This window comes from Alcanivorax sp. HI0083 (genome assembly GCF_001635175.1).
This window is the reverse complement of the sequence record NZ_LWFX01000978.1, coordinates 1-3,011: the sequence shown is the minus strand read 5'-3', so window position 1 is coordinate 3,011 and position 3,011 is coordinate 1. Positions and strand designations below refer to the sequence as shown.

Genomic DNA, 3,011 nt, shown 5'->3' with positions numbered 1-3,011 from the left:
ACGAAAGCCATGCCCAGGTCGGCGACCGGGCCAATGACGCCATCCGCGTGAACGGCAAGGAACTGCGCTGCCAGGTCGTGGGTGAGGGCGGTAACCTGGGGCTCACGCAACTGGGGCGCATTGAATTTGCGCTCAATGGTGGGCGGATCAATACCGACGCCATTGATAACTCCGGCGGTGTGCACAGCTCTGACCGGGAAGTGAATATCAAGATTCCGCTTAACCAGCGTTTGCGTGACGGGCGGCTGGATCGCGATACCCGCGACCCCTTGCTGGTGCGCATGACCGACGATGTGGCTGATGCGGTACTGCGCGATAATTACGTGCAGAGCCTGGCGCTAAGCCTGCTGGAATATAACGCCGCATCGCGGCTGGATGAGCACGCCAACCACCTGCGTACGCTGGAGCGCCAGGCCATGCTGGTGCGCACGGTGGAATACCTGCCGGATGACGAATCACTGAGCGAACGTCGCACCCGCGGCAAAGGGCTGACCCGGCCGGAATTGTCGGTGTTGTTGTCCTATACCAAGAATGCGCTGTTCGATGCCTTGCTGACGTCGGACGTTCCCGATGATGCTTTCTTTGATCAGGACGTGCTGCACTACTTTCCGCAGGAACTGGTGGAATCCTTCGGCGATGATCTGCTCAACCATGGCCTGCGCCGGGAGTTGATTGCCACGGTGCTGGCCAACGCGGTGGTCAACCGGATGGGGTTTGCCTTTGTTCATCGGTATGCGGATGAGCATGGCTTGTCGTTGCACCGTTTGGTGAAGGCCTACGCCATGGCCCATGCGGTGTTCGATGGCGACCTGTATTGGGCGCCGGTGGATGGCCTGGACGGGCGCGTGGACAGCCAGGTGCAGCTACGGCTTTATGGCCGGGTGATCGGCTTGATGAAGCACGTGACCACCTGGTTGATTCATTACAAGTGGGGGCGGCGTCCGGTGGCAGAAGCGGTGGCTCGCTACCGCAAGGCCATTGCCGAACTGGAGAGCATGTTGCCGGAAGCACTGCCGGGCAGTTATCGGCAGGAATGGGATCAGGCCGTGGAGGGCATGAAAGACGATGGCGTGCCCGAGAAAGAAGCCAAACTGTTGGCCAACACCATGGTGCTGGGGTCTGCCCCGGATATTGTCGAGCTTGCTTCGCTAGCCCAGGTGCCGCTGAAGCTGGCGGCGGAAGTGTACTTTCTGGTGGGCGACAAGCTGCAGATTCTGTGGCTGCTGTCGTCGATTCTGGATCTGTCTGTGCAGGATCGCTGGCAAGCGCTGGCTCGTGCCAACCTGCGTGAGGATTCCTACCGCCTGCACCGGCAAGTGGCCGCCAAGGTGTTGGAGTACGATGGCGATACCGCCGCCGCGCGCTTTGCCGCCTGGGAAGAAAAATCCCGTCGCAAGGTGGCCTTCGGCATTCACCGTTTACAAACCTTGCAGGCAGATGGCCCCCACGACTTCATGACGCTGGCGGTGGGGGTACGGGAGTTGCGTAAACTGCGAAGTTTGTAAGTCGCAGAAGTCGGTACCACACGGAATGCACTTGAGTTGGCTGGCCTCCGCGTATACTGTACAAAAAGACAGTATACGCGGAGGTGAAGTTTATGCGCGCAGCGAACCGGGGCACCCTGAGCCAGCTACCTGGCCGTTTTGCCGTCAGCCATTGTGAATCGGATAGCCCTCCGGTGAGCCGGCCTACTCGCTATCATCGCGAAAAAGCCAGCAGCATCATCATGACCAACCGCAGTCCGGACCTGCCCTTCGAGCAAAGTATCAATCCCTATCGGGGCTGCGAACATGGTTGCATCTATTGCTATGCCCGTCCCAACCATGCCTATGTGGACTTATCACCCGGTCAGGATTTCGAGAGCGAGATTTTCTGCAAGGACAATGCCGCGGAGGTGCTTCGCGACAGCCTTCGCAAACCGTCTTACCGCTGCCGTCCCATTGTGCTTGGCACGGTCACCGACCCTTACCAGCCCATTGAGCGAGAGCGGCGCATTACCCGCGAGCTGTTGCAGGTGTTGGTAGATTGCCAGCACCCCTTCAGCCTGATTACCAAAAGCACTATGGTACTGCGGGACCTGGACCTGATTGCGCCCATGGCTCGGGCCGGGCGTGCCTCGGTGGCGGTTTCGGTCACCACGCTGGATAACCGCCTGAAAGGCGAATTGGAGCCCCGTGCCAGCGGCGGCAAGGAGCGGCTGAAAGTAATTCGCGAACTCAGCCGTGCCGGCGTGCCGGTAACGGTGCTGGTCGCGCCGGTGATTCCCTTCATTAATGACCATGAGCTGGAAGACATTGTGCATCAGGTGGCCATGGCAGGCGCCCAGCAGGCAGGTTATGTGGTGCTGCGCTTACCCCATGAAGTGGGGCCGCTGTGGCAGGAATGGCTCGCAGACCATTACCCGGATCGGGCCGAGAAGGTCATGTCGGTAATGCGCGATCTGCATGGCGGCGCCATTTATGACAGTCGCTGGCACCAACGTCAGAGCGGGCAGGGTGCCTGGGCGCATCTGTTGCGTCAGCGTTTTGACTCCGCCTGCCGCAGTGCCGGGCTGGTGGATAGGGAGTCGCTGGATCTGGACACGGGCGGCTTTGTGCCACCCGGGCCCCATGGGCAGCTGAGTCTGTGGGGGGCTGTTTAGTAACTCCGGGTTATTTAGCTTTGTCGATCTTTCCTTTACTTTAGTGACCAATGGTTACTAATTTGCATTGACGGTGCGCCCGCTTCCGGTGTGCCTGACAGGAGAGTCCGATGAAAGCGGTATTGATTACCGGTGCCAGCGCCGGTATTGGTGAGGAGTTTGCTCGCCAGTTGGCCACCCAGGGGTACAACCTGGTGCTGGCGGCGCGGCGGCTGGATCGATTGGAAACATTGGCCAGTGAGTTGCGCCAGCGCCATAACTTGGAGGTCATGTGTATCGCCTCCGACCTGGCCCAGGCCGGTGCGGCAGAAAAACTGGTAGCGGATATGGCTGCCCAGAAGGTGGAACTGACCGGCTTGATCAACAATGC

At 59.8% G+C, this 3,011-nt stretch carries 3 protein-coding genes; all 3 read left to right on the top strand.

Annotation, left to right across the window (positions count from 1 at the left end; all coding sequences use genetic code 11):
- On the top strand, nucleotides 1-1,505 hold a 1,505-nt coding region (locus tag A3754_RS11600), incomplete at its 5' end, for an NAD-glutamate dehydrogenase domain-containing protein (protein WP_197468636.1).
- Nucleotides 1,506-1,597: 92 nt separating this feature from the next.
- Nucleotides 1,598-2,641, top strand: a complete 1,044-nt coding sequence (locus tag A3754_RS11595) for a PA0069 family radical SAM protein (protein WP_063519814.1) — start codon at nucleotides 1,598-1,600, stop codon at nucleotides 2,639-2,641.
- Nucleotides 2,642-2,751: 110 nt separating this feature from the next.
- Nucleotides 2,752-3,011 (top strand): SDR family NAD(P)-dependent oxidoreductase (locus A3754_RS11590; RefSeq protein WP_156496957.1); only part of this gene is annotated, 260 nt, incomplete at its 3' end.

Coding starts and splice junctions, on each gene's coding strand:
- A3754_RS11595 (WP_063519814.1), top strand. CDS start 1,598: ATGCGCGCAGCGAACCGGGGCACCCTGAGCCAGCTACCTGGCCGTTTT.